The sequence below is a fragment of the Halococcus thailandensis JCM 13552 genome (assembly GCF_000336715.1).
Taxonomy (GTDB): Archaea; Halobacteriota; Halobacteria; order Halobacteriales; family Halococcaceae; genus Halococcus; species Halococcus thailandensis.
The window spans coordinates 179,581-203,728 of the sequence record NZ_AOMF01000165.1; the positions used below are offsets into that span (position 1 = coordinate 179,581).

General features: G+C 63.7%; 22 protein-coding genes. 10 read left to right on the plus strand and 12 right to left on the minus strand.

The genetic code is table 11. The annotated features are described in order from the left end of the window. Window positions 1–124: 124 nt before the first annotated feature. From C451_RS14600 to C451_RS14615, 4 genes are all read right to left on the minus strand, one after another. Window positions 125–616 (minus strand): hypothetical protein, encoded by a 492-nt coding sequence (locus tag C451_RS14600; protein WP_007741711.1) that lies wholly within the window; start codon window positions 614–616, stop codon window positions 125–127. A 1-nt stretch (window position 617) separates the two neighbouring features. After that, on the minus strand, window positions 618–1,904 hold the full coding sequence (locus tag C451_RS14605) for a right-handed parallel beta-helix repeat-containing protein (protein ID WP_049913135.1): 1,287 nt from the start codon (window positions 1,902–1,904) through the stop codon (window positions 618–620). Window positions 1,905–1,979: 75 nt separating this feature from the next. Next, window positions 1,980–2,381, minus strand: coding sequence for a high-potential iron-sulfur protein (locus C451_RS14610; RefSeq protein WP_049913136.1), 402 nt, complete (start codon window positions 2,379–2,381; stop codon window positions 1,980–1,982). A 506-nt stretch (window positions 2,382–2,887) separates the two neighbouring features. Next, a complete protein-coding gene (locus C451_RS14615) occupies window positions 2,888–3,496 on the minus strand; it encodes a hypothetical protein (RefSeq protein ID WP_007741714.1) in 609 nt (202 codons plus the stop codon). A gap of 159 nt (window positions 3,497–3,655) precedes the next feature. Between C451_RS14615 and C451_RS14620 the strand changes: the two genes are divergently transcribed. Beyond that, the gene (locus tag C451_RS14620) at window positions 3,656–4,366 is read left to right on the plus strand and encodes a ferredoxin--NADP reductase (protein WP_007741715.1); all 711 of its coding nucleotides are present in this window, start codon (window positions 3,656–3,658) and stop codon (window positions 4,364–4,366) included. Window positions 4,367–4,462: 96 nt separating this feature from the next. Here the strand turns inward: C451_RS14620 and C451_RS14625 are convergent, their stop codons facing one another. Further along, window positions 4,463–5,410, minus strand: a complete 948-nt coding sequence (locus C451_RS14625; RefSeq protein ID WP_007741716.1) for a thiamine-phosphate synthase family protein — start codon at window positions 5,408–5,410, stop codon at window positions 4,463–4,465. A gap of 196 nt (window positions 5,411–5,606) precedes the next feature. On the opposite strand from C451_RS14625, the gene C451_RS14630 reads away from it, so the two are divergent. Beyond that, the gene (locus C451_RS14630) at window positions 5,607–6,923 is read left to right on the plus strand and encodes a polysaccharide deacetylase family protein (RefSeq protein ID WP_007741717.1); all 1,317 of its coding nucleotides are present in this window, start codon (window positions 5,607–5,609) and stop codon (window positions 6,921–6,923) included. Here C451_RS14630 and C451_RS14635 read toward each other — a convergent pair. The 4 genes from C451_RS14635 to C451_RS14650 all read right to left on the minus strand — a co-directional run bounded on the left by C451_RS14635 (window position 6,917) and on the right by C451_RS14650 (window position 12,258). Beyond that, window positions 6,917–8,146, minus strand: a complete 1,230-nt coding sequence (locus tag C451_RS14635; RefSeq protein ID WP_007741718.1) for an amidohydrolase family protein — start codon at window positions 8,144–8,146, stop codon at window positions 6,917–6,919. The two genes, C451_RS14630 and C451_RS14635, sit on opposite strands and share 7 nt — an antisense overlap. Window positions 8,147–8,229: 83 nt before the next feature. Next, window positions 8,230–8,703, minus strand: coding sequence for a VOC family protein (locus C451_RS14640; RefSeq protein WP_007741719.1), 474 nt, complete (start codon window positions 8,701–8,703; stop codon window positions 8,230–8,232). Window positions 8,704–8,788: 85 nt separating this feature from the next. Then, window positions 8,789–10,171, minus strand: coding sequence for a dihydroorotase (locus C451_RS14645; protein ID WP_007741720.1), 1,383 nt, complete (start codon window positions 10,169–10,171; stop codon window positions 8,789–8,791). A gap of 1,082 nt (window positions 10,172–11,253) precedes the next feature. Continuing rightward, window positions 11,254–12,258: an LLM class flavin-dependent oxidoreductase gene (locus C451_RS14650; protein WP_007741721.1), complete on the minus strand. Its 1,005-nt coding sequence runs from the start codon at window positions 12,256–12,258 to the stop codon at window positions 11,254–11,256. A gap of 101 nt (window positions 12,259–12,359) precedes the next feature. On the opposite strand from C451_RS14650, the gene C451_RS14655 reads away from it, so the two are divergent. Beyond that, on the plus strand, window positions 12,360–13,046 hold the full coding sequence (locus C451_RS14655; RefSeq protein WP_007741722.1) for a DNA methyltransferase: 687 nt from the start codon (window positions 12,360–12,362) through the stop codon (window positions 13,044–13,046). Here C451_RS14655 and C451_RS14660 read toward each other — a convergent pair. Next, complete coding sequence (locus tag C451_RS14660) at window positions 13,040–14,308, minus strand: M24 family metallopeptidase (RefSeq protein ID WP_049913150.1); 1,269 nt, start codon at window positions 14,306–14,308, stop codon at window positions 13,040–13,042. The genes C451_RS14655 and C451_RS14660 overlap by 7 nt on opposite strands. 132 nt (window positions 14,309–14,440) lie before the next feature. Between C451_RS14660 and C451_RS14665 the strand changes: the two genes are divergently transcribed. Both C451_RS14665 and C451_RS14670 read left to right on the plus strand, forming a co-directional pair. Beyond that, window positions 14,441–15,175 (plus strand): EthD domain-containing protein, encoded by a 735-nt coding sequence (locus tag C451_RS14665; RefSeq protein ID WP_049913137.1) that lies wholly within the window; start codon window positions 14,441–14,443, stop codon window positions 15,173–15,175. Between the two features lies 1 nt (window position 15,176). Then, window positions 15,177–15,776, plus strand: coding sequence for an HD domain-containing protein (locus C451_RS14670; protein WP_007741725.1), 600 nt, complete (start codon window positions 15,177–15,179; stop codon window positions 15,774–15,776). Between the two features lie 24 nt (window positions 15,777–15,800). Here the strand turns inward: C451_RS14670 and C451_RS14675 are convergent, their stop codons facing one another. Both C451_RS14675 and C451_RS14680 read right to left on the minus strand, forming a co-directional pair. After that, entirely contained in the window at window positions 15,801–16,772 is a 972-nt protein-coding gene (locus C451_RS14675) for an NAD-dependent epimerase/dehydratase family protein (RefSeq protein ID WP_007741726.1), read from the minus strand. Between the two features lie 49 nt (window positions 16,773–16,821). Continuing rightward, a complete protein-coding gene (locus C451_RS14680) occupies window positions 16,822–18,522 on the minus strand; it encodes a thiamine pyrophosphate-binding protein (protein WP_007741727.1) in 1,701 nt (566 codons plus the stop codon). A 299-nt stretch (window positions 18,523–18,821) separates the two neighbouring features. On the opposite strand from C451_RS14680, the gene C451_RS14685 reads away from it, so the two are divergent. The 5 genes from C451_RS14685 to C451_RS14705 all read left to right on the plus strand — a co-directional run bounded on the left by C451_RS14685 (window position 18,822) and on the right by C451_RS14705 (window position 24,113). After that, window positions 18,822–19,580, plus strand: coding sequence for an IclR family transcriptional regulator (locus tag C451_RS14685; protein WP_007741728.1), 759 nt, complete (start codon window positions 18,822–18,824; stop codon window positions 19,578–19,580). Between the two features lie 847 nt (window positions 19,581–20,427). Next, window positions 20,428–20,931, plus strand: a complete 504-nt coding sequence (uraD, locus tag C451_RS14690) for a 2-oxo-4-hydroxy-4-carboxy-5-ureidoimidazoline decarboxylase (RefSeq protein WP_007741729.1) — start codon at window positions 20,428–20,430, stop codon at window positions 20,929–20,931. Window positions 20,932–21,194: 263 nt separating this feature from the next. Then, window positions 21,195–22,175, plus strand: coding sequence for a factor-independent urate hydroxylase (pucL, locus tag C451_RS14695; RefSeq protein WP_007741730.1), 981 nt, complete (start codon window positions 21,195–21,197; stop codon window positions 22,173–22,175). A 4-nt stretch (window positions 22,176–22,179) separates the two neighbouring features. After that, complete coding sequence (gene uraH, locus C451_RS14700; RefSeq protein WP_004055321.1) at window positions 22,180–22,530, plus strand: hydroxyisourate hydrolase; 351 nt, start codon at window positions 22,180–22,182, stop codon at window positions 22,528–22,530. A gap of 212 nt (window positions 22,531–22,742) precedes the next feature. After that, window positions 22,743–24,113: a uracil-xanthine permease family protein gene (locus C451_RS14705; protein WP_007741735.1), complete on the plus strand. Its 1,371-nt coding sequence runs from the start codon at window positions 22,743–22,745 to the stop codon at window positions 24,111–24,113. Window positions 24,114–24,148 lie beyond the last annotated feature (35 nt).

Here is a 24,148-nt window from a genome sequence, read left to right on the forward strand (position 1 = left end):
CGCCGGGTAAATATGTGTCTGCTGGGTCGTGTGGCGCGGTCCGCTACGGGGACGGTGGAACCCCTGAAGACAGGACGACGCTCCGATTCGGTGGCTGCGCGGGTTGGGACGGCTATCCCGTCGCTCAGCCCTCCGGAACGGCAGCATCCTCGCTGTCAGTATCGCTGCCGGCGTCGAACCGACGGCCGATGACGAAACCGATGGCCGACAGCACCAGCGCGAGGACGACGAACACGCCGAGGAAGACGAGATCGGCGAGCGAGAGGACGAACGGCCACGGAGTGACGCCGTAGCCGTCGGCGGCGAGCACGAACGCGAGATCGAGGACGATCGGCGTCAGCGCGATGAGGACGGCGAGGGCGTAGAACCCACTCACAAGCATCGCTGCCGGCGTCCGACGGGAGTAAAAGAACACACCAGTCAGTACCGCGACGGCGAGCAGAGCGGGCCAGCGAAGCCCGAAATCCGCCAGCAACCACGCGGCGTACGCGCCACAGAGCAGCGCGAGGACGACGGCGAGGGCGCTGGTACGGGCCGAATGACGCTGGCCACCGACGAGACGGCGAACCGACCGCGAGCGTCCGCCAGCGTCGTCGGTTCGGCTATCGCTCGCCATCTCAGTTTCTCCGTGGCCCGACGGCCTCGCGCGGCGGGCGTTCGGGGTTCGGCATCGGTTTTCGTTCGGGTGGATCGGGGCCGCCACGCCAGTCGCCGTGGGGATACTCGCCGAGTTCGGCCTGGAGATACTGCTTGCCGAGCGAGAGCGTCAGCCACGGGTCACCGACGCCGGTCATGAGATCACCGAGCATGCCGTCGTCGGTGAGACTGCCCGGCCGGGACGACGAGACGTCGTTGTTCGCAAAGCGGTTGCCGTCGCGGACGGGAGCACCGAGCGCGAGATCGGCCCGGCCGGAATCCGCGACGCGATTGTCGTGGACACGGTTGCCGCCCGGTCGCCAGAGGTTCGCGTCGATCATCGGGATGGCACCGATACCGAAGTTGACGTGGCCGGTGACGTCGTTGTCGACGATCTCGTTGTCCCGGCCGCCGGCGACGTTGATCCCGGTGCCGAAGGCCGCGTAGCCGAACGCCTTCGCCGGTGCGTCGGCGTTGTTGTTGTCGTAGACCTCGTTGTTTTCGATGCGCATGGCCGACTGCGGTGCGAGCGCCTCCGAATCGAGCGTGTTCGGGACGATGCCACCCATGTTGTGCCGCCAGACCGAATCCCTGAGGACGAGGTTGCCGCCGGCGTTGGTACCGGAGTAGCCGATCCCGTTGCGCTCGGCGACGACGTTCTCGACGCGTGCGTGCGAGGGGTTCGACTGACCAATGTAGAAGCCCGAGTCTGGATGGCCGGCCGCGTACGAGTGCTCGAAACGGCCGTTGACCGAATCGAACGCGTACAGTCCGTAATCGCCGTTGTTGACCGCAGTGAGATAGCTCCCCCGATAGCCATCGACGCCGGTCCAGTAGAAGGCGTTGTACGCATAGCCCGTCGCAGTCAGGTTCTCCATCACCACGCCGTCGGCCAGCGCGATGATCCCGTTGTACCGCGTCCCCTCGCCGTCGAGGACGACCCGATTCCGGTCGCGTCCACGGATCGTGATGTTCGGCGTGTCGAGCACCCGGACCTCCTCGGTGTAGCGCCCCGGACCGACGAGCACGAGATCGCGAGGGTTCGCCGCCGAAACCGCCGCCTGGATCGTGTCGTGATCCTCCGGAACGCGACGCGTCCGGTAGTTCTCGTACTCGCGGGGCGGGGCTCGGTCGGGAAGTGCCGCCGGAGTGGTGTGGGTATCGCCCGCGCCGACGGCCATCCGCCCGAGACCGACCGTCCCCGCTGCACCCGCTACAGCCCCGAGTTTCAGGACCTCGCGTCGGTGTCGTTTCGTGTCATCGGTCATCGCTACCACTAACCATACAGTTCACGGTCGAACAGTAATAATAGTTCGCCCGATACAGCCGGCGAACGGCGACCGTCAGCCGGTGGGTGAGAAGAGCTTGCACCAGCCGTCGGGATGGATACGTCCCTCGACCAGCACGCACGCACCGAGCTCGTCGTCGCCTTTCGCCGGGATGAAATGTTGGCAGCCGGAACAGCCCTGCCCATCCTTCGGGGACGACTGATAGGCGACGGTGTCCTTGGCGCTGAGCGACGACGGATCGCGCTGGCGATCGCTGAGACCCGTCGCCGTCTCGTAGCGTGCCGGCACGGAGCCGTTCGTCGTCCCGCCGGTGCGAGCGGTGGTGGTCGAGGCATCGTCGACGGCGGTGGTCGCGTCCCCATCGCCGGACTGGCCCGTATCGGATCCCAGACAGCCGGCAAGCACGGTGGTCGAGCCCCCGCCGATCAGCCGGAGGAACGTCCGTCTATCGTCCATGTCGGAGCTCACCCCTCGTGTGCCCCATCGCATCGATCCCGTGTGGATCCGACGATGGCCGTCGACGAGTGGTCGTCGAGCAACCCCTCGCTCGTTTCGCTCGATCCCGACACGAACGCCGGCTCGGAACAGTAGCGAGTTTTTCCGGCCGTTCTCTCGACGGACACTGAGCGCATCTGTGGGTGTAAATGACTGCCTATCCACGAAAACGTTTCGTACAGCCGATCGAACCACAGTTCGGGCCCGGATTCGGGTCGATCCGTCACGTCTCGTCCCAACCGTTATCCCACCGTGTGATCTACTGTCATGTGGAGGGACTAGTCATGCCTCTACGACAGCGCCGGGACGACTCCGGTACGGGGAGAGCGCCGGATCTCAACGAGGTGATCGACCGCATCCTGAACGGTGGCGGCGACCCGTCGCCGACACCCGGCCCGTAAGCCACCGCGGGCGTCCCGTCCCCTGATAGGGACGGGTTTTTCTCCCGATACAACTGCGTGCGTCGCTCAGCCACCAGCAGCCGGCAGGAGACCACGGAGACCGGTCATCATGGCGATGACGACGAGCATGAGGCCGGTCATCCCCATGAGCCAGCGCAGCGCGCGGTCGTTCAGCTGCCCGACGCGTCCGCCGTCGGGATCGGGCGAGGCCAGTTCGACGAGCATCGCGGTCTGCAGCGAATGGAGCGGACCGAACGCGATGAGGAGCATGATCCCCGTCACGCCGAGCGCACCCCAGAGATAGATCGTCGGCGAGGCCCAGTAGCCGAGGCGGTACGCGAGCGCGATGCCCGAGCCGATCGTTCCGACCGTCAGCGACTCGCCGACGACCATGATCTTCGGCGTGAGATGCGGGATGACCGCGGCGGCCGTCTCGGGACCGGCCCGGTCGAGCGCGGGAGCCATCACGTATCGGAAGAAGTAGTCGAGTCCGAACCAGAAGGCTCCGAGACCGACGTGGACGTAGAACAGCAACGTTTCGCTCCCGGAGAGAAAGGCAAGCACGGGAAGTCCGAGGATCGATCCCGCGGCGGCGAGCGCGTAGCGCGACCCTGCAGCTCCCACGACGAACCGGATCTCCTCGACGGACGACGTCGGTTCAGCTACTGTTGCCATACCCCTCCCGTGTCCGACGTCGACTTAATGGTACTGGCCTGAACAGTTCAGACAACAGATGTGGCGGCAGTCGGGGGTTCGACGATCGGATCCGGCGACGTGATCGGCGCGATATACTGCAAGCCGTCCGTTTAGGACGGTCGCGGCCAACCTGTGCACATGCCCTTCGAAGCGACGATCACGTCGATCCAGCGAATGACACCGCGGGTGAAACAGTTCGTCGTCGAAGCCGAGGAAACGTTCGACTTCGACCCCGGCCAGCACACGACCGTCCGTTTCGAGCGCGACGAGACGGACGACGAGGACGAACAGGTCGTCCGGCCGTACACGGCAACCAACACGCCGGGCAACGACCGGATCACGCTCGCGATCAAGCGCTACGACGACGGCACCGCCTCGGTCTACATGCACGAGCGTGAGGTCGGCGACACGATCACGCTCGGCGAGCTCGGCGGCAACCTCACCCTTCGCGACACCGACAGGGACGTCGTCTTCGTCTCGACGGGGACGGGCATCACGCCGATGATGGCCATGCTGAAACAGTATCTCGAAGTCGGCACCGGCGAAGTCCACTTCTTCTACGGCGAGAAGAACCAGGAGAACATCATGTATCGCGAGACGCTCGACCAGCTCGCGGCCGAACACGACGAGCTGTCGGTGATCTACTCGCTCTCCGACGAGGAGTGGGCGGGTCCGACCGGCCACGTCCAGAACCACCTCGACGACCGGCTCGACGGCCTCGACAGGGATTTCTACGTCTGTGGCGTCCCAGGGATGGTCGTCGACACGAAGGACGAACTCGCCGAACTGGACGTCGACGACGATCGGGTGTTCACCGAGGGCTGGGAGGACGGCGAGGTCGAGGACTGAGCGAGCGCTCTACCGACTGATGGATTCACGATTCCTGCTCGGCATCGACGATGCTTACCGAAACGACGACGGGTTTCGCAGGACGGCGGCCGTCGATCAGGACGCGCCGTCGGTTCCGTCGAATCCGTCGGCAGCCGCGACGAGATCGCCGGCGAGCGCGGCGGCTTCGATCGCGTCCGCACCGAGGAGGTAGGTCACGGGTTCGATGCCGAACGCGCCCTCGTGGTAGATGAGCCGCGGGATTTCCTCACGCTCGCGAAAGCGCTTGCGGAGGTGTTCGGCGCGGTTCTCGTAATCCGCGTCGAATCGGAGGGTATCGATCCCCCGGTCCGCAGCCGCCGCGAGCAGCGCGTCAGAAGTGGCGAGGTTGAGCGCGCCCCGAACGGAGGGATCGATCGCCATCGCGGCGAGCAGGGTCTCGGCGACGTGTTGCGAAGCGCCGAACTCGGGCTGTGCGGGGACGAGCACCCGGCCGCCGACGGCGTGGACGCGCCCGGGAACGGCCGCGACCGCGGTCGCGTCGGTCGCCTCCGGCAGCGCTGTGGCGACGTTCGTCCCGACCTTCGGGACGTGGGCGGCGATCTCCGGCGTGTTCGTCACGCGGCGCACGGCGGTGCGGACGGTTCTGAGGACGTCGCGTTCGGCGAGCACGCCGTCGTCGCTCCCGCGGACGCAGAGATCGCAGCCGAGACCGTCGAGCGCCGGCATCTCCTCCTCGTGGACGGCACAGATGGGGCCGCGATCCTCGAACGCACGGATCAGTTCGAGCAGTTCCGCGAGCGCCTCGTAGCCGCTCATCGTGTCGGCGGCGAACCCGTCGGCGATCCGCGCCATCGTCGCCTGCATCCGCTCGTTCTCCCGAAACCGCTCCTCGACAGCGCCGTCGCCGCCGAGTGACTTGCTGACGGCGGCCTGAGTCACGCCCAGTCGGTCGGCGATCTCCTGTTGAGTGAAATCGCGCTCGGCGAGTTCGTCCGCCAACATCGACCGAGCGGTCGGGAGGAACCGCTCGACCACGATCTCGCTCGGGAGGCGCAGTGACATGCGGCATCGTCGGGCGACGGCGTGTATAAATCGTGGTCATCACCGACCGTCGACGATCGGTCCGTCACCCATGCCGAGCTCACGGATCGGCTACATTATGTACCCGAATACCACGTTCGTTCTTCCGTTCTATCACCGTTGATGTAGCCGACGAGATACCAAAGCCCATATACTGCATTCGAGAGAACATCGGTGAGTGACTGACCCCAGCCGACGGCGACTGCTGACGATGCTCGGTACCGCCGCGACCGCGCTGGGGTCGGGCTGTATGGGCATTTTCGATTCGACGGCCGAAACGAACGACGACCAACCGACCGAGACCGACCGTCAGCAGTCGGCGACCGCCACCAGAACCCGAACCCGACAGCGGACGGGCGGGACGGATCGTGACGATCCCGGTTCCAGGCTGCGGCGGGCAGCGTGGGCGAGCGGTACGCCGCTGTCGGCCGAGTCCGGGCTCGGCGAGTGGACGGCGACCAACGGATCGGTTTCGTCCACCGACTGGCACGGCCCGGGCGGCGACACGGGCGTCGAGCTCGTCTCGCCGAGGGATGTCGAGCGAACGGCGATGCGGGCCTCGTTCGATCGGCCGATCGATCTGACGAGTTCGGCGCTGTCGTTCGGCGTCCGTCTCGATCGCGCGGCCGAGGAGACGATCGAGCTCCAGCTGCTCGCGCCGGATGCGGACAACCGCCTCTCGATGGAGCGGTATCTCAAGCGAAAGGAGGGCACCGTCCGGGTCGATTTCGCGCCGTCGTCGGTCACCGGCGCGCCCGACCTAACCGACGTCCGCGGGCTGGCGGTCAGATCGTACACCGGCGACGAGAAACCGCTCACGCTGCGCGTGGGCGCGCCGCGCCTTCGGAAACTGCCACAGCGGCGCGGTGCGGTGATCCTCACGTTCGACGACGGCCACCACACGCAGGTCGACACGGCCAAGCCGATCATGGACGAGTTCGGCTATCCCGGCGTCGTCGGCGTGGTTCCGTGGTTCGTCGGCAACGAGATCAGAGTGACCCGATCGCAACTCCACACGATGGCCGACGACGGCTGGGAGATGGCTTCGCATCCTCAGTTCGAGGAAGCACCGTTGCCGACGCTGTCGCGGAAACGACAACGGGAGGCCATCGAACGCTCGCAACGGTGGCTCATCGACGAAGGGTTCGACAGCGGCGGCGAGACACTGATCTGGCCGTTCGGCGATTTCGACGAAGGGGTGCTCGACATGGCGGGGCGATTTCACGAACTGGCGTTCGGCGGCGGCTCCTCGCCGGCCCCGTGGGCGATCACCGAGCCGACGTGGGTACCCCGGGTCAACGGCGACAACCCTGACGACGTGCGACAGGCCGTGGACATGACAGCTGGATTCGGCGGCGTCACGACCGTCATGTTCCACACGATCGGCCAGGCACGGCTGTCGACCGCGGCGTTTCGCGACGAGCTCCGCTACATCGAGCAGGCGGACGTGGACGTCGTCCTGCCGTCGACGCTCGTGGACGCACAGCCCTACTGACGGGTTCCGTCGCTGGCGACGATCTCGCTCGCGCTCACGACGTATCGCGGCGTCCGGTTGGTCGTGATCGCCCACTCCGGCGACGGGTCGTGATGGACGACGAGGTTCGCCGGGGCTCCCTCGGCGAGCGCGTAATCGTCGAGATCCAGAACCGTCCCACCCTGTTCAGTGATGAGGTTCCAGAGAGAGCGTAATCCCTGGTTCGTCGAATAGCCGTCGAGTGTGAGCGACTCGACGAGCATCGCTTCGAGCGCGTCGACGTTGCCGTGGGCACCCCAGAGATCGTGGATCTGGTCGGTGCCGTGGGCCATCGTGAGCCCCGCGTCGTGGAACCGGCGGATCGGCATGCCCCGTGGCGTGCTCTGATAGCAAGTGATGAAATCGAGCTCCGCCGCCGCGAACGTCTCCATCGCGTCGCCGAGTCGGCCCTGCCATTCCGGTGCCTGCTCGCTCGCGGCGTCGCCGAGCGCGTACGCGTGACTCGCCGTGACCCGGTTCTCGTAATCGTGTTCGATCGTCGCCTCGGCGAGATGGCGAAGCGTCCGCATCCCGGTCGCACCGCGTTCGTGGATGTGGACGTCGAGATCGGCGTCGTGGTCGGTGGCGATCTCGAACCACGTGGCGATCGTCTCCTCGCGGTCGCCGTTGAGCGTCGCGGGATCGAGCCCACCGACGAGATCGGCTCCGGTGTCGAGCGCCGCGCGGACGGCCTCGGCGGAGCCGTCGTCGCGGCGGATGCCATACTGCGGGAACGCGACGATCTCGATGTCAAGCCGGTCGCCGACCGCCTCTCGAACCGTCGTGATCGCTTCGACGGCGTCCGTCCCGACCGTTCCGTCGACGTAGGCGTGCGTTCTGAGATGGAGAACGCCGTTGGCGATCGCCTGGTCGGCCGCACGGCGGGCGTTCGCCACGAGCTCGTCGTGGTCCGCCTCGACGAAGTACGTCGCCGTGCGCTCGATCGTCTCCTCCCGATCGGCCCCACCTTCGTTGTACCGCGGGCGGCGGTCGCCTGACGCCGAGAACGCCATGTCGAGATGGACGTGCGCGTCGACGAGCCCCGGCGAGACGAGGTTTCCCTCGGCATCGAGTTCGGTCTCGCCACCCGTTTCGATCGCCGGACGGATTGCCGCGATCCGGCCGTCGTCAACTGCGATGTCGACGGTCGTATCGTTTCCCGAGAGGAGGGCGTTGCGAACGACGAGTGTCGGCGAGGAATCCATGTTCGTGTATGGCGGGGCATCCGCATCAATCGTGGGATCACAATCGCGGCTGCATGTGAGGCGATTTCAGTCGATTGAGGTCGTCAGGGATCCGTATAGAGCGACGATCGGAGTCCTTCCCTGGACTGAGAAACCGTTTCAGAGCGTTTCTCCACAGCTGCCGCGATCTCCGGATCCAATCCCTCCGTGTCGGGACGATCGACTTCGACAAGGTTGTCGCTCGGATCGCGGATGTACGTCTGGAGTGCGCCATCGGGGAATTCGTAGATCACCGGCACGCCGTCGGCGGCATACTCGTCGAAGAGATCGCGTTCCAGAGCGATGCGGTAGACGCGCTCGAAGTCGTCGACGTGGACGGCGAAGTGGTGGTATTCGGGCGCTTCGACCTGTCGCTCGAACAGGTGGAGCTGTTTGTCGCCACACTGGAGCCACTCGACCGGGACGGGCAGATCGGGCGACGGAATGTGCTCCATGCCGAACACGTCGGTGTAGAACCGGACCGATTCCGCGAGGTCGTGCGCGGAGATGCTCGCGTGAGTGAACGCTATCGAATCCATCGTGGTATCTCTGCCAAACGGTGACTAATCGGTTGCGCTTGAGGGATTCGTCCGGATCGACGATCGAGGAAGGCGAGGGCGGTTCCTACTCGCCTTCCCAGTCAGGCCGTTCACGGGCGACGAACTCGCCGTAGCCGGGATCGGCGACGATCTCGCCGTCGTCGGCGATCGGCTCGCCACGGAGGTAGGTCCGTTTGACGCGCCCGGTGACCTCACGCCCTTCGTAGATCGAGTAGTCGGAAATCGAGGCGTTGTCTTCGGCCGTGATCGTGTAGCTCTCGTTCGGATCGAACAGGACGATGTCGGCGTCGGTACCGGGATCGAGCGTGCCCTTCTCGGTGAATCCAAAGGTTTGCGCGGGGTTCGCGCACATCATCCGGACGACGAACGACGGGGAGTAGCCGCGCCGGTTCACGGCCTCGTCGTAGAATACTGGAAGACTGGTCTGGAGGCCGTTCGCGCCGAACGAGCTCTCCCACCAGTTCTCGACGGTCTTGTCCGCGCGCGTGAATGCGTTGTGATCGGTCGAGACGACGCTCAACGCACCATTGTGCAGATGATCGAACAAGGCATTCTGATCGGCGGGCGTCCGCAGCGGCGGTGCCATGATCGGGAGACTGTCCTGTTCCTCGTAGGCCGATTCGTCGAGCGTCGTGTACTGGGTGCAGGTCTCCCCGCGGACTTCGCTGCCGTCGTCCCGGTAGCGCCCGAGGACGTCGGCGGCCTTCTCGCAGGTCGTATGGATACCGTAGTATTTCGCGCCCTGTTCCTGGGCCATGCGGACGGCGCTCTCAGCGGCCATCGCCTCGGCGTAATCCGGGCGCGACTGCGGGTAGTATCGTGGATGGCCCTTACCCTCGGCCTTCAGTTGGGCTTCGAGGCGGTTGCAGACCGAAGCGTCCTCCGTATGGAGCACGGCGACGATGTCCTGGTCGGCGACGTGCTCGAAAACGTGATCCATGAACCCGTTCGAGAGCCCGATCTCGTAGGCAGTGAACATCTTCACCGACGTCACGCCCTCGTCGATCACGTCTTCGAGTTCGTCGAACACCGCAGGATCCTCGCGCGTGATCGCCCCGTGTAGACTGAAGTCGATCAGCGACTCCTGGCCTTTCTCCTGCTGGCGGTGGACGGCTTCGAGCAGAGTTCCCTCTTCGTCCCAGATGCTCAGATCGCCGGTCCAGGCCTCCCAGGCGAAGTTGATGCAGCTGGTGATCCCGCCCAGTGCGGCCGCGCTCGTTCCCGCTTCGTAGCTATCCGTCGAGAGATAGCCGTCGATGTGGACGTGTGGATCAACAACGCCCGGCAGCACCAGGAGCCCCGAGGCATCGACCCGCTCGTCGGCGTCGGGCAGCGTTCGCTCGTCGCCGACCGCGGCGATCTCGCCGTCGTCGACGGCGATGGCGCTGTCGAGCAGTCGATCGGGCGTTACCAGCGTCCCATTCGCGATGACGAGATCGACGGTCACGCGAGAGCCAACGACGTACCGTCACTTGAACACGCCGTCTTTTGCCGGTCCAGTAGGGATCCACGCAGCAGTCGTCGGCGCAAGCGACGTCACGGCCGTGCTATGAACCGACCGATAAAAATTATAAGAAAACACTGATTTCCCTGATGGTGTAACTCATATGTTAAATAATCTCGGTCGGGGGTCGATATCGAAAACGTCCATTCGTTCGCAACGTATCGATAAATCTGCACGAGTGGCATGGTAGAACCACCAATGCCCATGGCCCAAGTGGATACAGGAACTCACCAGGGCCGGCGTGTAGCAACGGAGAGTACCATTACGTCGGGAGTAGACGACGGATCGCCCCGTCGCGTGTCTCCACCACTCCACTATCTCGGGTCGTGTTTTCCACCTCCTAAGAGATAGATTAGTCTACACTAATTTATAGCTTTTGCTCTCTATCGAATATGACGATCTCGTCGGTAGACTGTCGAACACGACCGAAAATCCCCACAGGCCGACCGATATCGCAGCTCGTGTATCCTGGAACGCGACCATCTACTGTCCACGACACTTGCAGAGGCCACTTGGGGGATGATGGACACACTCGCCGTCACGGACGTTCGTATCGCTGCTCGTAATTCCGCATATATCTTATATTTACTCCATACTGCCTTCAAACGTATATTTTCGAATATTCAGCATGCCGATCGCCTGCTCTGTAGAGATAGCAATAGCAACGGATGTGTGATTCGTTCCCGGCGAGTCACGATCGTTCGAGTCCCGTTGCATCTCGTCCACGGTATTCGGGAGCAACTACGTCGCTATCACACACGTCTGTCGACGCTACTGTCGTCGAACGTTGCTGAGTAATCGAAATCGATGATGGCTTCGATAACAGAATCATCGATTTCGGGTAATATGGTACGGTGATCAGATATCGATGAACAATGACCACCGTGCGTCGCACTGCTGATCAGCGGCAGGAATTTTCTCCCATCCGCTCTACCTACTTTCTTGCTCGGTTAGACCACTTAGACCTGCCCTATACAAGCGATAGAACCTCCACAACGGCTCGGAGGAACGGTCACGAACCCCGCTTACCGGATCATCGGCGCGACCTCAGTACCGAGCCGATCGATACAGTCGACCATCGCATCGGTGCCGATGCCGGGATGATAGGTACGAAAGATGATATGAATATCGTCGCCGGCGGCCGCACGGTAGCGCTCCAGCTCCGCGGCGATCTGTTCGGTTGTACCGAATACCGCGTTTTCTTTCAATTCCTGCTTTCGTTCGGATGAGAGTTCGTCGACCGATTCGCCGGAGAAGATCTCGGCGTAGCGCCGCTGGAGGTAGAAGTAGCCGGGTTTCATCGTCTCCCATGCTTCCTCACGCGAATCGCCGACCCAGCCGTGGACGAGTACGTACACCGTGAACTCGCCGTCGATGTCTTCCTTCTCGCGAACGTTGTGGATGTCGTCGACGCGTTTTTCGAGTCCACTCAGCGAGAGTTTCGAGGGTGCACACCAAGCGTCTGCGGTCCGAGCGGCGCGGCGGACGGCGGGTTTGGCCGCGCCACCGAGCATCACTGGCACGTCCCCGTCGGGTTTCGGTGTCACGCTCACGTCGGGAGTGACGTCGTGGAAGTCGGCGTCGTAGTCGAGCGAGCCGGCGGACCACGCCGCTCGGAGGAGGTTCACCTGATCGGCGAGGCGCTCGGCGCGCTCCTCGCGCGGGACGCCGAACTGCTCGAACTCGTCGGGGTTCGAGCCGATGGCAAGTCCGAGTGTCGATCGTCCGTCGGCGAGGAGATCGACGGTTGCAGCATCCTCGGCCAGCCGAACGCCGTCGTACAGCGGCGCGAGCGCGATGCACGTCCCGATCTCGATCTCGTCGGTCACGGCCGCGAGCGCGCCGAGCGTCGGCATCGTTCCCGAGAGATAACCGTCCTCCGCGAAGTGATGTTCGGAGACCCACGCGCTGTCGAGACCCGCGTCGTCGATCGCTCGCCCGAGCGTGAGGATCTCGTCGTAGAGCTCGCTCATCGAGCGGTCGTCGTCGGGTCGCCGCTGGCCGGTGAACAGTCCGGTCCCGAGCTTCATAGCGGAACTGCGCACCCGGGCCACAAAGCACTATCCCCGGGTGGCTGCACGACGAACGCGATAACCGAACGGCTGATGGATAGCGCTGCTGATGTTCCACCATGACGTTTCTAACGCTATCCGACGAGAAACCGATGACGCTCCCGTCGTCCGCCGACGGTGATCCCCGCACGCCACCGTCGTACGTGGCGCATTTCCTGACCGAGCACACCGCTCCGGATGCCGTGGTGCTCGATCCGTTCGCCGGGTTCGGCACCACGCTCACCGTCGGCGAACGGTTGGGACGGGAAGTCTACGGCGTCGAATACGAACGCGAGCGGGTCACGCATATCGAGGAGCGGGTCGATCACCCGGAACGCGTCGTCCACGCGAGCGCGCTCGATCTTCCATCGCTCGACGTTCCGGCGATCGACTGCTGTTTCACCTCGCCGCCGTACATGGTCGAATCGATGGACGTCGATCCGCTGGCGAACTACGACGGCGAGAGCGAAACGACGTACGAGGAATATCTCGATGCGATCGAAACGGTGTTCGCCCACGTCGGCGAGATCGTCGTTCCCGATGGGACGGTGCTCGTCGACGTCGCCAACATGAAACACGACGGGGGAGTGACCACGTTGGCGTGGGACGTTGCCGATGCCGTCGCAGCGACGTTCGAGTTCCGCGGCGAGGTCGTCGTCGGCTGGGAGAACGAGGGCGAGAGATCTTCCGATGATCTCGAGGACGGTACCTACGGTTACGGCTACGATCACAGCTACTGTCTCGTCTTCGATGCGCCGAGTCAGTAGTCGATACAAGTGATCTCCTCGACGGGCCACTGGGAGAGGATCTCGACGCCGTTCTCGCGGACGACGACCATCTCCTCGACGCGCACACCCTGCCTCTCGGCCGGCTCCATCGTCTCGACGGCCATCGTCATTCCCTCCTCGATCTCGATCGGGTGGTCGGGCGAGAGGCCGCGCCAGATCAGGGGCACCTCGTAGAGCTGGAGGCCCAGCCCGTGCGCCCAGTGGTTCGTCGTCATCTGCCAGTGCTCGTCGGCGTCGTACCAGTCGGCGTGCTCGCCCTCCATGTCGGGAAACCCCTTGGCGATCTCGTCGGTCGTTGCCCCGGGTTCGATCCGTTCAAGCACGTCGTAGAGGTTGTCACGAGCGGTCTCGTAGGCATCTTTCTGGGCCTGGGTGGGTTCGCCCATCGAGAAGGTGCGATAGTAACACGAGCGATAGCCCAGATAGCCGATGTTATAGAAGTCGGCGTAGACGATATCGCCCGGTCGAATCACTCTGTCAGTAGTGTTGGCCTGGTGTTTCGGCCACGTGTTCGGCCCGCTGGTCACGTAGCCACCCTGGGCCATCGCACCGTGTCGCCAGAGTTCGCGCACTGCGTCGCCCCAGACCTCCGATTCGCGCTTTCCGGGTCGAGCCGATTCGGTGATCTGCTGGAATCCTGCCTCGCAGATCGCCGCTACCATCCGCAAACACTCGATCTCGTCGGCTGTCTTGATCTTTCGGGCGTCGTGCATCAGATCGACGCACTCCTTCGTGCGGACCTCGACGCCGCCCGATTCGAAGGCGTCGATCAGTCCCGCGTTGCCGACGTCGATCCCCATCGGTTCCGTCGCGACGCCGTACTCCGCCATCGCTTCCTGCACGAGGCTCGCCATCTTCTCTGTCAGGAACTCGCGCGCGGAGTCGCGCCCCGACGCGCGCGGGACGTTACCCAACCCCGGCGCGGCGTAGCGGATGTCGTCGAGCCAGGGACAGTTGAACCGCTGGTTCGAGGCGTGATCGGCGGTGTCCCAGTGGATCACGTCGCCGTTCTCGGTGAGGAGCGTGTAGTGGTCCGCCCCGCTCCCGCCGGTCATCGCGAGCCCGGTCACGTACCGGATGTTCGGGTCCGAGACCAGCAGCATCGACCCGAGCTCCGTGTCTTGGAGTCGTTCCAGGGCTTTCTCGTAGCGCTCCTCGCGCAGACGTTTGACATCGATGCGCTCCTCCCAATCGACGGCTTGCGTCCCCCGCGTCCCCTCCATGAAGTCGCGCTCGTACATACCGAAATCCTCCGCCAGTCGACACATAAACCTCGTTGTTTCGGCAAACGACGGCACTCACGACAGTTCCTCCCGCAATACTCCACGACCGCCCCGATGATTTATCGTACGAGCCGACGAACCACGAACGGGATGTACAAACACGTCGCATTGCTCGTCCGCAAGGACGGGATGGAGTACGACGCGTTTCGCGAACACTGGGAAGAAACGCATTCGCCGCTGGCGAAGGACATCGAGGGCGTCGTCCGCTACCAGGCCGTCTATCCCATCGATCCGAAAAACGCCGAATTCGACGGAATCGCCGAACTCTACTTCGAGTCGCTCGACGACCTCCACGAAGCGCTCGGCAGCGAGGGTGATCGGGACTACGATCCGTCCCGAGAAGTTGCGGCAGAGGCCCGAAAGGACGTGAACAGTTTCCTCGATATCGAACGGCGACCCAGATTCATCGGCGAGGAGACAGTCTGGAAGGACGAGGTCGACGGAGATACTGATGGACTCTACAAACACTCGGCGTTCCTCGTTCGCAAGGACGGAACGAACCACGACGAGTTTCGCGAACACTGGGAAGAGACCCACTCGCCGCTGGCAAAGGACATCGAGGGCGTCGTTCGCTATCAGACAGTGTACCCCACCGATCCCGACAATGCCGAGTTCGATGGCGTCGCCGAACTCTACTTCGAATCGCTCGACGATCTCCACGAAGCGCTCGGCAGCGAAGGGGATCGTGACTACGACCCGACGCGGGAGGTTGCGGCGGAGGCACGCGTGGACGTGAACAATTTCCTGGATATCGAACGACGGCCCCGCTTCATCGGCGAGGAGAGAGTCTGGAAGAACGAGATCGACGACATCGAGGAGTACTGAAATGGACGAGACGGATCACGGGAAACAGGTCCGCGAGGCGTTTCCGGAACTCGATCGAATCGCCGACGATGACCTCCGCGAACGAGTCGTCGAAACATGGGTACTGGGCCTCGAACGCGGTGGCTGGCGGGAGATCGCCGATATTCCATATGCGTGGAACATCCACGAAGTCACGAACGTCGAACACGTCCGCGGCGTGACGAAGATCGCACTCGAATCGGCACGGGTTCAGCGCGATTTTCACGACGCCGACCCCGACATCGACGTCGTCGTCGCGGCCTGCCTGCTCCACGACGTCGGGAAATGCTACGAGTACGTCGATCACGTGGACGGCGAACTGCTCGCGGGAACCGATCGCGAGCGCTACGCCTCCGGGGTGATCCCCCACTCGCTCTCGGGCTACGCGCTCGCCCACGAGGTGGGTGCACCGCTCGCCGTTCAGCGTGCGATCCCCCATTTCCTCGGCGAGGTGCCTGAACGCACGCTGGAGGCCGAACTCGTCAAGAGCGCCAACGCCGCCTCCTCGAACGCCATCACGCAGGCTGCGATGGGCATCAGTCTCAATGAATGGGTCGAGCAGTACAGCCAGACGATGGATTGAGCCGGCGAAACAATTGTTCCGATCTCACAGCGGGTCGAGCCCGTTCTCCTCGCGGAGCACGTCGATATACTTGCGGAAGCCGGTTTCGAGATCGTGCTCGACTTCGTAGCCCGTATCCTCTTGGAAGGCGCTCATATCGAGGCGCTGGGTCCACGGTAGTTCACCCTCGTCGCTCACTTCGATGTCGGCATCGGGCACGATCTCCCGAACCGTATCGACGGCCTCCCGAACCGAGACGAGTTCGCCACGGACGTTGTAGATCCGCTGTGAGAGCTCCTCCTCGGGAGTGAACGCCGCCAGCCGAAAGGCTTGGGCGATGTCCTCGACGTGCTGCCAGTCGACCTCCTGATCGCCGTAGTCGACGGCGAACGATTCGCCGAGAGCTGGTTTCTCGACGATGTTCGCCAGAAAGGCCGACCCACCGGTCTCGCGGTAGGGGCCGTACGCGATCGTGGGGCGAATGGCGACGTGATCGACGCCATGCTCTTCGTGATAGACACGCGCCTGATGCTCGTTGTACTCCTTGGTCGCGCCGTAGAGCGTATCGGGGGCGACGAGATCGTCTTCGGTGACCCACCAGTCGCCGCCGTCGTCGTAGTTCGCGGGCGGGGCATAGATCGCCGCCGATGAGGCCCACGCGACGCGCTCGACGTGATCGAGGGCGCGCACCGCCTCGAAGACGTTGCTCGTCCCCTGCACGTTGACGTCGAGTGCGGCCCGCGGGTTCGATTCCGCCGCGTTCGTCAACAGCGCGGCGAGGTGGACGATCCGGCTCGCGCCGGTCTCGGCGACCGCGTTCACGACGTCCGTGGGATCGCTCACGTCGCCACGACGGATCGTGACCCGATCAGCGACGTCGAGTTTTTCGAGGATTCGTGGATCCGTCGAGCGGTCGTAGGCGATCACTTCGTGGCCGTGCTCGACGAGCGAGCGCGCGACGTACGCGCCGATGAAGCCGGTGCCACCAGTGACGAGGACGGTCTCGTTGGCTCCCATCCCCTCGACAGTCGCACGAGTTCAGCAAAAGCGTTGCGCCGCCCCCGAACTACTCGTGGAGGCCACCGACCGACTCGTAGAACGACGACTGGAGGTTCTCGGCCATCTCCTCGTCGGGATCGATGCGCACGTCGACCACCGTGGGAACGTCGGCCGTCTTCGCCGCGGCGAGCGTCTCGTCGAGAGTCGCGGGCGAGCGGACGCGCGTCCCCACCGCGCCGAACCCCTCGGCGACCCGGACGAAGTCGGTGTCGTGGAACTCCACGCCGGGGATCGAATCGTTCATCTGACGGACCATCCCCAGGCTCGTGTCGTTGAGGACGACGAACGTCGGTGCGACGCCGTACTCGACCGCGGTCTCGACACAGGTCATCGTCATCGCGAACCCACCGTCGCCCGCGACCGCGACCACGTCCCGATCGGTGGTGATAGCCGCCGCAACGGCCGCGGGACCGGCCCATCCCATCCCGCCGACGCCGCCGCTGCCGAAGTACGTTCGTCGTGCGGGCGTCTGAAGGTAGTTGAGCAACCAGAAGCGGTTGTTGCCCGAATCGGCGGTGACGAGCGTGTCTCCGTCGACGATCCCGTCGATCGCGGCGACCGCTCGCTGTGGTTTGATCGGTTCGGCGTCGGAGTCGCATTCGGCTACCCGGAACGACTCGCGAGCATCGCGGGCGCGTTCGCGTGCCCAGTCGTTGCCCGGTGCGTACGCCTCGGCGGCACGATCGAGCACGCCCAAACTCCGCTTCGCGTCGCCGATCAGCCCGACGTCGGCAGGATAGACCCAGCCCGCGTTGCGGCTGTCGACGTCGGCGTGAATGATCGTCTGTTCGTCCGGCCGGACGAACGACTCGGCACCCCAGTTGGTATCCATCGGGTTCAGCCGACAGCCGACCACGAGAAGCGTGTCGGCCTCACTCACGGCCCGGTTCGCGCCCTCGTGACCGAACGAACCGATGACGCCCGCCGCGAGCGGGTGCGTCTCGGCGATCGTGGATTTCCCGAGATAGGAGGTCGCCACCACCGCCTCGTAGCGCTCGGCGACGGCTTCGAGTTCGTCGTAGGCCCCCGCCGCGTGGACACCGTTGCCCGCGACGATCACCGGGCGCTCGGCCGTGGCGAGGTGTTCGGCCGCTCGCTCGACGTCGGTCGTCGTGGGACGCGATGCCCAGTTTCTGACCTGTTCCTCGGGCGGCCAGAGCGTCGGTGGCTCGTCGGTGTCTGGAATTTCGGCGGTGACGGCGTCGCCGTCGAGGATCACTGCGGTGGGTCCGGGCCGGCCGGCGGTCGCGTGTTTGAACGCGAGTTGCGTCGTTCTGAGGGTCTCCTTCGGCGTTCGGGGGAACCACCACTCCTTGGTGATCCCGTCCAGGATCTTCGGCAGTGCGAACCCGCCGTAGTCGCCGCGGGCCTGCTGGTAGGGCGCGAGCGTCGAATACTCGCCGCGTTCTGAGGCCTCCGTGAACACGACCATCGGCGAGGAGCCAAGCCGTGCTTCCAACTGTCCGATCGCGCCGATCGAGCCGATCCAGGGCCCCTGACCGGTGAGAACGCCCGGTTTGCGGTGGAGGCGACCGTACATCTCGGCCATCACGCTCGCCTCGCGCTCGTCGCGCGGGCGCACGACCTCGATGGTTGACTCGGCGAGCGCTTCGAGAAGTTCGATGGCTCGCCCGCCGGGATAGCCGAAGAGATATTCGACGTCGAGGCGTTCCAGCGTCCGGACGAGCTCCGTACTGACAGTTGTCATAACTGGGAGTGACTGTTCACAGCGGGCGTCGAGCCGGTGAGTGTGCAGTCACGCTCGCGAAACCGGATCGACGCCAATGCGTATGACAGTACGCCAAACTTCGCACGGAACGACTTCCTTCTATCGATCGGGGTGGCAATCCGTGTCGTCGACGGATCGAGCAGCTCCAGCGATGAACCGCCGGACGTGGACCTATCCGGAACAGCCGCAGTGACGATGACGAACTCGATTACCGGACAGGCGAATTCCTGTTTCACTCATGGGAACAGAACTAACTCGGGCGGGATACAGTAGCAAGCATGCACGAGGTGGCCAACCCGGTGACGACGGTCGAGACGGCGTTCGAGATAGTCGAATACGTCGCCGAGCACGACGGTGCCGGGGTGAGCGAGATCGCCACCGATCTCGATCGGGCGAAAAGCACCATCCATCGCCATCTCGGAACGCTGGTGCAGCGTGGCTATCTCGTCGAGGACGGCGGCTACTCGCTCGGACTCCGATTCCTCGATCTCGGCCTCGACGCGCGAGACGGGCGGCCGCTGTATCACGAGGCGCACGCGAAAGTCGACGAGCTGGCGGAGCGGACCGGCGAGAAGGTGTGGTGTATGACCGCCGAGAACGGACGCAGCATCCATCTCCACGGCGCGAGCGGGACACAGTCCGTCCGCACCAACAGCCGCGAGGGCGACGTCGGCTATCTTCACCAGCACGCAGCCGGCAAAGCGATCCTCGCCCACCGCTCGCCCGAACACGTCGGCGACATCGTCGAACGCTACGGATTGCCCACCCGTACCGACGACACGATCACCGACGGCGACGAACTGTTCGACCATCTCGAACGGATCCGAGAGCGTGGCTACGCGTTCAACCGGGAGGAGTCCGTCCCGGGTCTGTACGCGGTCGGTGCGCCGATCACCGACGATCGTGGCGTCGCCATCGGCGCGCTCAGCATCTCCGGACCGGCCAACCGTCTGGCAGGCGAGACGCTGACGGAGGAGTTTCCGGAACTGCTCCTCGGTGCGGTCAACGAAATCGAGATAAACCTCTCGCACGGCTAGCCAGCCGGTACAGACATTCAATGCTCTCCAAATGTCGACGACGGCTGTGACGTCGCCGCGAAACGCCGAGCGATGGAACGAGTTCTCCCTCCCTACCCGGTGGCGTTCGATCTTCTATGACGACAGTCATACTGTCATAGTAGACAGGAGTGCGAAAAGCCACCCATGCCGTCCACGGTTGTACCCCTCGTTCTCGGAGTACGGCCCGGCTTCGAACGGTGAGAACAGCGTCGAGGGAGTCATCCCAGCCGAAGACGGTCGATGGCGAGGATCGATCCGCGACAGTATAGTCCACGATCGGTTGTCGAACAGGCGTGACCAGCCGTGATACGTGTTGGTTCATGGGGACGAGCAGCATCCGAAACTGAGCGGGACGTAACTCGGCTGGCACGGTCGGTGTTTCGATCTCCGAAAAGAAGGTTATCTGAACGGATAGTTGGTTCCCCAACCACGTCGTCGTGCAGAAAGCGATCCGTATCGATGTTGCCATCACGCACGAGACGGTATGTTCGAACGATCGAAAAATCAGGTTCGAGAGCTTCGTCGGCGTGATTCGCTTTTTTCGACTCGCCACGACACGTCCAAAGAGATCGTGGGAAAGAGATAGCACGCGAAAGGAGGTCTCGACATGCCGAATCGGATGTGCGATGGCGACGGTTCTGGACGATAGTTCGGTATGGAAACGTATGTTTCGAAATGAGACATCATCATGGTCACAAACCGAAGGTGAATGTCGGAAGCGGAAACGCCACTGCCCATATGCGTGCGAAGTCTGTAGTATGTCGCTCCCGTCGTTCGCTGGTGAAGGGAGAGTTTTAACTGGCCGGCGAACCGACCGGCAGCAGTCATGGCCGAACTCACTCTGGAGGAAGCGAATCAGCTCGACGAGGACGCGTTCGTGGACCGTTTCGGCAGCGTCTACGAGACATCGCCATGGGTGGCCGAGCGGAGCCGGTCGGCACAGCCGTTCTCGTCGGTCAGTGATCTGCAGGAGACCTTCGAGGCGACCGTCGAGGAAGCCTCGGAGGAGCGCACGCGGGAGCTGCTCAAGGCCCATCCCGATCTCGGTAATCAGACCGAGATGACCGACGCCTCCGAACAAGAGCAGGCGTCCGCCGGGCTCGACCAGCTTACGCCGGAGCAGTACGAGGCGTTTCAGCGACTGAACGATCGATATCAGGAGAAGTTCGGCTTCCCGTTCATCATGTCGGTGAACGACGAGTCACCGGAGACGATCCGGAGCGCGATGGAAGAACGCGTCGAGCACAGCCCCGACGAGGAGTTCCGAACCGCCCTCGACGAGGTCCACGAGATCGCGCGGCTCCGCCTCGACGACATGGTGGAAGGCTAGGAACCGTTCGCGCACGGGCCGCGAGGGGCCCCGAACAAGTTACGGAGAAGAAGCGCGCTCGTTTTACTCACCAATGCGTCCGTTCGGGCCGCCCGTTACGGTCGATTCCCGACAACGCCGATCGGGAAGGGCGTGGCAGGCCGTCGAGATGGGCGATTCGGATCGCCTCACACCGGTTCGGATCGGTCAGCGAAACGCCTAAACCTCATGATGAATCGAGTATAAAAGCTTTTGTAGTGGGTGGCATAACCACACAACTGCGTATGACGACCAACAAACACCGTGAGCCCGAACCCGAAGAGGGCGAACGGCTGATGAACTACGGGAAGGAAAAGATCGGTATCTACCGAACCTACGCGTCGCCGCTCGAAAACGTCCGGACGATCCCGGAATCGTCGTTCGACGGTCGCGACAACACGCTGCTCGGTCTGGACGTTCGCGTCCGACTCGAGGGCGACAAGTTCTTCAAGAACTTCAAGGAAGCCGACAACACCGACCTGGTCGCGACGGACACGATGAAGAACTTCGTCCAGTACCAGCTGGGCGAGTACGACGGCGCGACGGTCGAGGGGTTCCTCGACTTCACGGGCCGTGAGTTCCTCGACCAGTATCCCCAGATCGAGGCGATCCAGCTGTCGGCCGACCAGATCCCCTTCGACGAGCTCGACGTCCCCACCGACGACGGCGACTTCGAGCCGAGCGATCTCGTCTTCCGCGTCTCGCAGAACGAGTCCGGCTTCGGCGAGGTCTACCTCACCCGCGGCGACGACGGCCCGCAGATCGAGGAGCAGAACAGCGGTATCACCGACATGCAGCTGGTCAAGGTGAAGGGCAGCTCGTTCACCGACTACGTCCAGGACGAGCACACGACTCTGCCCGAGCGCGAGGACCGCACACTGTACATCTCGATGGACGTCTTCTGGACCTACGAGGATCCGGAGGACTGTCTCGGCGAGGAGCCCCAGCGCTACGTCGCCCCCGAGCAGGTCCGCGACATCACCCACGTCATGTTCGACGAGATCTACTCGCAGTCGATCCAGGACCTCATCTACCAGGTCGGCCTGCGCGTGCTCGAACGGTTCCCGCAGCTCGAATCGGTCAACTTCGAGGCCAACAACCAGACCTGGATCGCCGTTCGCGAGGAGATCGACGGCGACGAGGACGTCAGAGTGCTGCGCGAGCCGGCCCGACCGACCGGCTACCAGCAGTTCTCGATGGATCGCGACGACCTCGAAGAACAGTAAACAGATGGCCGCAGAGCTCACGACGCACGTACTCGACACGAGCCGGGAGGGACCCGCCGAGGGCGTCACGGTGACGCTCCAGCGGCTGGATTCCGACGGCGACGCCGAGACGCTCGCCGACGGGACGACCAACGACGACGGTCGCCTCGACGAGCCGCTTCTGACGCCCGACGAGATGGAAGCCGGAACGTACCAGCTCCAGTTCGACGTCGGCGACTACTACCGCCGCAGCGAAACGGGATCGACGTTCCTCGAGACGGTGCCGGTCCGGTTCGTCATCGAGGAGCCCGACGAGCACTACCACGTGCCACTGCTGCTCTCGCCCGGCGGCTACACGACGTATCGCGGCAGCTAACGACGCGGTCGCGACCTGCCGAACGGTCGCGTTTTCGATGACACAGTCCGATAGCACCGGCGTTACCCCATGCTCGCCGATGATGACAGACTGCGGTCCGTGGCCAGCTATCCGTTGGGTATTTTCCAGATAGATAACGGTCGATCGAACGCGTATCCGTGAAAATCATCATTGTTAAGTGATCGTAAGCGGGACTCATGGTCAGGGAATGTATGACACAGTCAGATGAAACCAGCGCATCGAACGTCGTTTACGACATAGAGGAAAAGCCACCACTTGGGGAAGCGATCCCACTAGCGTTCCAGCACGTGCTCGCGATGGTGCTCGGAAACATCGCGGTGCCACTCATCATGGCATCGGCGATCGGGCTCGCAACCGGGGAGACGACGTTCCTCGTCCAGATGGCACTCATCGTCGCGGGTGTCGCGAGCGTGATCCAGGCTTACCCCGCCGGCCCAGTCGGCGCGAAACTCCCGATCATGATGGGGACGAGCTTCGCGTTCCTCGGCACGCTGCAGCTCATCGCCGACAACGCCGGGTTGGCGACGATATTCGGTGCCGCACTCGTCGGCTCACTCCTCCAGACCTTCATCGGGGCGAACTACGAGCGGTTCAAGCCACTCTTTCCGCCGCTGGTCAACGGTGTCGTCGTGATGCTCATCGGCCTGACGCTCATCCCCACGGGGATCGACTACGCCGCCGGTGCGTCCTCCGGCCCGGGTGCGGCGGGCTACGCCTCGCTGATGAACCTCGGCGTCGCCTCGCTCGTCTTCCTGGTTATCTTGGCGCTGAACCAGTTCTTCAGTGGCATCCTCCGCATCGCGAGCGTGTTCTTCGGTATCCTCCTGGGCTACGTCGTCGCGGTGTTCCTCGGCATGGTCGATTTCGCACCGGTTGCGGATGCGGGCTGGTTCGCGGTCCCGGTCCCGCTGAAGTTCGGCATCGCGTTCGATCCGGGGGCGATCATCGCCATCTCGGCCGTGTACGTCATCGTCGCCATGGAGACGATCGGCAACATCTCGGCGATCGTCTCCGAGACGGGACGGAACGCTTCGAACAGCCAGATCCGTGGCGGGCTGCTCGGTGACGGCGTTATGAGCGGCATCGCAGCCATCTTCGGCGCGTTCCCGAACACTTCCTTTGCACAGAACGTCGGCCTGATCAGTTTCACCGGCGTCGCCAGCCGGTTCATCGTCGGTATCGGTGGTGTGATCCTCCTCGTCGGTGGGTTCATCCCGAAGATCGGTGCGATCATCACGACGGTGCCCGACCCCGTCCTCGGTGGCGGGACGCTCATCCTCTTCGCACAGATCTTCACCAGCGGCCTCAACATCATCCACCGTGAAGTCTCGCTCACCCAGCGCAACACGACGATCATCGCCGCCGCTGCTTCGCTTGGGCTGGGCGTCACCTTCCGCCCCGAACTCGTCCAGAACCTCCCCGAAGTAGTCCAGCCGCTGATGGGTTCGGGCGTCGTCATGGGCGGGTTCGCCGCGCTCATCCTCAACGCCCTGCTTCCGCAGTCGAACCCCGTCGACAGTTCGCCCGAAAAGGACGTCGCCGCCACGGACGTCAACGACTGATCGACGGCTATCGCGATATCGGTCCAAAGAAATCA

Coding starts and splice junctions, on each gene's coding strand:
- C451_RS14600 (WP_007741711.1), bottom strand. CDS start 616: ATGGCGAGCGATAGCCGAACCGACGACGCTGGCGGACGCTCGCGGTCG.
- C451_RS14605 (WP_049913135.1), bottom strand. CDS start 1,904: ATGACCGATGACACGAAACGACACCGACGCGAGGTCCTGAAACTCGGG.
- C451_RS14610 (WP_049913136.1), bottom strand. CDS start 2,381: ATGGACGATAGACGGACGTTCCTCCGGCTGATCGGCGGGGGCTCGACC.
- C451_RS14615 (WP_007741714.1), bottom strand. CDS start 3,496: ATGGCAACAGTAGCTGAACCGACGTCGTCCGTCGAGGAGATCCGGTTC.
- C451_RS14620 (WP_007741715.1), top strand. CDS start 3,656: ATGCCCTTCGAAGCGACGATCACGTCGATCCAGCGAATGACACCGCGG.
- C451_RS14625 (WP_007741716.1), bottom strand. CDS start 5,410: ATGTCACTGCGCCTCCCGAGCGAGATCGTGGTCGAGCGGTTCCTCCCG.
- C451_RS14635 (WP_007741718.1), bottom strand. CDS start 8,146: ATGGATTCCTCGCCGACACTCGTCGTTCGCAACGCCCTCCTCTCGGGA.
- C451_RS14640 (WP_007741719.1), bottom strand. CDS start 8,703: ATGGATTCGATAGCGTTCACTCACGCGAGCATCTCCGCGCACGACCTC.
- C451_RS14650 (WP_007741721.1), bottom strand. CDS start 12,258: ATGAAGCTCGGGACCGGACTGTTCACCGGCCAGCGGCGACCCGACGAC.
- C451_RS14655 (WP_007741722.1), top strand. CDS start 12,360: ATGACGTTTCTAACGCTATCCGACGAGAAACCGATGACGCTCCCGTCG.
- C451_RS14660 (WP_049913150.1), bottom strand. CDS start 14,308: ATGTACGAGCGCGACTTCATGGAGGGGACGCGGGGGACGCAAGCCGTC.
- C451_RS14665 (WP_049913137.1), top strand. CDS start 14,441: ATGTACAAACACGTCGCATTGCTCGTCCGCAAGGACGGGATGGAGTAC.
- C451_RS14670 (WP_007741725.1), top strand. CDS start 15,177: ATGGACGAGACGGATCACGGGAAACAGGTCCGCGAGGCGTTTCCGGAA.
- C451_RS14675 (WP_007741726.1), bottom strand. CDS start 16,772: ATGGGAGCCAACGAGACCGTCCTCGTCACTGGTGGCACCGGCTTCATC.
- C451_RS14680 (WP_007741727.1), bottom strand. CDS start 18,522: ATGACAACTGTCAGTACGGAGCTCGTCCGGACGCTGGAACGCCTCGAC.
- C451_RS14685 (WP_007741728.1), top strand. CDS start 18,822: ATGCACGAGGTGGCCAACCCGGTGACGACGGTCGAGACGGCGTTCGAG.
- uraD (WP_007741729.1), top strand. CDS start 20,428: ATGGCCGAACTCACTCTGGAGGAAGCGAATCAGCTCGACGAGGACGCG.
- pucL (WP_007741730.1), top strand. CDS start 21,195: ATGACGACCAACAAACACCGTGAGCCCGAACCCGAAGAGGGCGAACGG.
- uraH (WP_004055321.1), top strand. CDS start 22,180: ATGGCCGCAGAGCTCACGACGCACGTACTCGACACGAGCCGGGAGGGA.
- C451_RS14705 (WP_007741735.1), top strand. CDS start 22,743: ATGACACAGTCAGATGAAACCAGCGCATCGAACGTCGTTTACGACATA.